Annotated in this window: 4 protein-coding genes; 2 read left to right on the top strand and 2 right to left on the bottom strand. The window is 70.3% G+C overall.

Going from position 1 to position 2,352, the window contains the following annotated elements:
- Both AB0959_RS52930 and AB0959_RS52925 read right to left on the bottom strand, forming a co-directional pair.
- Positions 1-352: heavy metal-associated domain-containing protein (locus AB0959_RS52930; protein ID WP_366834205.1), on the bottom strand; the 352-nt coding region annotated here is incomplete at its 3' end.
- Positions 353-433: 81 nt separating this feature from the next.
- Positions 434-724 (bottom strand): heavy-metal-associated domain-containing protein, encoded by a 291-nt coding sequence (locus tag AB0959_RS52925; RefSeq protein ID WP_366834204.1) that lies wholly within the window; start codon positions 722-724, stop codon positions 434-436.
- 208 nt (positions 725-932) lie between these two features.
- Between AB0959_RS52925 and AB0959_RS52920 the strand changes: the two genes are divergently transcribed.
- Together AB0959_RS52920 and AB0959_RS52915 are read left to right on the top strand one after the other, a co-directional pair.
- Positions 933-1,925 carry a hypothetical protein gene (locus AB0959_RS52920; RefSeq protein ID WP_366834203.1) on the top strand — a complete coding sequence of 331 codons (993 nt, stop codon included), beginning with the start codon at positions 933-935 and terminating at the stop codon, positions 1,923-1,925.
- Between the two features lie 118 nt (positions 1,926-2,043).
- Entirely contained in the window at positions 2,044-2,235 is a 192-nt protein-coding gene (locus AB0959_RS52915; RefSeq protein ID WP_366834202.1) for a CsbD family protein, read from the top strand.
- Positions 2,236-2,352: the final 117 nt, after the last annotated feature.

Genomic DNA, 2,352 nt, shown 5'->3' with positions numbered 1-2,352 from the left:
TGGCCATCGCGATCACCGGCACCGCCAGGCCCACCGCGGTGACCAACCGCTGCCGCAACGGCCGCAGCTCATCCACCGCCTCCCCGCCCGTCCCCCCACCGGGCCCGGACTCACTGCGTGCCGGCACCGGCTCCCGCGCGCTGTAACCGGTCGCCTCGACCGTCGCGATCAGATCCCTGACCGCGACATCCTCACGGAAGGAGACCTTCGCCTTCTCCGTGGCGTAGTTGACGGTGGCCTCGACCCCGTCCATACGGTTGAGCTTCTTCTCGATCCGGGCCGCGCAGGAGGCGCAGGTCATACCCCCGATGGCGAGTTCGACTTCCCCGGTACCGGGCGTGGTGGTGGTCATGGCTGCTCCTCGTACGGGCCGGATGGCCGGGACCCGGGACCGTCCGGGCCCCGGCGATGCGGGAAATGCGTGGCGCGCGGGTCAGGCCCGGCCGGTCAGCTCGTAGCCGGCCTCGTCGACGACCTCGGCGATCGCCGTGTCGTCCGGCTCGGTGACGCTCGTGACGGTGACCCGGCCGGTGTCGAGGTCGACGTCCACACCGGTCACGCCGTCCAGCTCGCCGATGACCTTGGTGAGCGTGGCCTTGCAGTGGCCGCAGGTCATACCGGAGACGGCGTACGCGGTGGTGACGCTCTCCGTGGCCGTGGCCGTGGCCGCGCCGGTGGTGCCGGTCGAGCAGGTGCCATCGGTGGAGCAGCAGGACGACGACATGGGTTCCTCCTGGTGGTGTGCCGCTGATCGAAGTCAATACGGGGCGGGGGTATCCGCGCCTAGTCCCTGTATACCCCTAGGGGGTATCAAAGGCAAGTCGCTTCGATGGCTTGACTTTATACCCCCTAGGGGTATTTTGAAGTGCATCTGAAGTGCATCGAGGCCTCGCATCACGGCAGGAGAGGCCCTGTCCCCGAAGGAGACGGCCATGAACACCGGGCTGAAGATCACCGCGTTCGCCGCCGCGCTCGCCGCCACGTTCGGCACCGCCTACGGCGTGGGCAAGGGCGTGGACCCCGTCGTCACGGACGACGCGCCCGCCGCCCACAGCGAGGGGCACAGCGCCACATCACCCGAACAGGAGGGAGGCGGAGACCACACGGGGCACGAGACGACCCCGGCCGGCGGACTGCAGATCTCGGAAGGCGGCTACACCCTCGACCTGAAGACGCCGCGTGTCACCGCCGGGCAGCGCACCGACCTGCGCTTCGTCATTCGGGACGACGCCGGCCGGGCGGTCACCTCCTACCAGCGCGAACACGACAAGGAACTCCACCTGATCCTGGCCTCACGCGACCTGGTCACCTACCGCCACCTCCACCCCACCAGGGCCGCCGACGGCACCTGGTCCACACCCGTCGACCTGCCCCGGGCGGGCGGCTACCGGGTCTTCGCCGACTTCACCCCGGCGAAGAAGGGCGCCGAGAACCTCACACTCGGCGCCGATCTCGCGACCTCGGGCCCCTACGAGCCGCAGGACCTGCCCGCCCCGAACCCCACGGCCAGGGTCGACGGCTATGAGGTCGCACTGGACGGGGACTTGCGCCCCGCCGAGGCGGGCGAACTCAAGCTGAACGTCTCCAAGAACGGCAAGCCCGTCACCGACCTCCAGCCCTACCTCGGCGCGTACGGCCACCTCGTCGCCCTGCGCTCCGGCGACCTCGCCTACCTCCACGTCCACCCGAACGGCGAACCCGGCGACGGCACGACCGAACCCGGCCCCGGCATCTCGTTCACGGCCACCGCGCCCAGCAGCGGCACGTACCGTCTCTTCCTCGACTTCAAGCACGAGGGGAAGGTCCGCACCGCGGCGTTCACGGTCCGGGCCGGAACATCCGGAACGCGGACGACCACGGAGACGAGCGACCAGACGTCTCCGGAGACGAGCGCGGAAGAACCGTCGGCTGATCACAGCCACTGACGAGGCCCGTGGGACGTCCCGCCGAGACCGCTACGTACGGTGACGCTTCAACGCGCGACGTGCCGGGCTCCGGCATACGTTGGGCGGGCAAACGACCTCACCCCCCACAGGAGGAGTCATGGCCGGCAAAGGCGGCGCGGACAAGATGAAGGGCAAGGCCAAGGAGATGACCGGGAAGGTCATGGGCGACCGCGAGAAGCAGGTCGAGGGCGAAATCGACCAGGCGCGCGGCGAGGCCAAGAGGACGGCCGAGAAGGCCCGCGAGCGCATGCAGGAGTCCGAGCGCTCCAGCAAGCGCGACCGCACCTGAGTGCCGCGTGGTGAGGGGGTTCCCGTGATCACGGGAACCCCCTCACCCCGTGCCCGGGTGGACCACGGGGTTGGGAGCGGGGGGGGGGGGCGGGGGGGGCGCGGGGTGCCCCCCCCC

Source organism: Streptomyces sp. NPDC046862 (assembly GCF_040704615.1).
GTDB lineage: Bacteria > Actinomycetota > Actinomycetes > Streptomycetales > Streptomycetaceae > Streptomyces.
The sequence above is the reverse complement of the archived record's forward strand: the minus strand, read 5'-3'. Positions and strand labels throughout refer to the sequence as shown.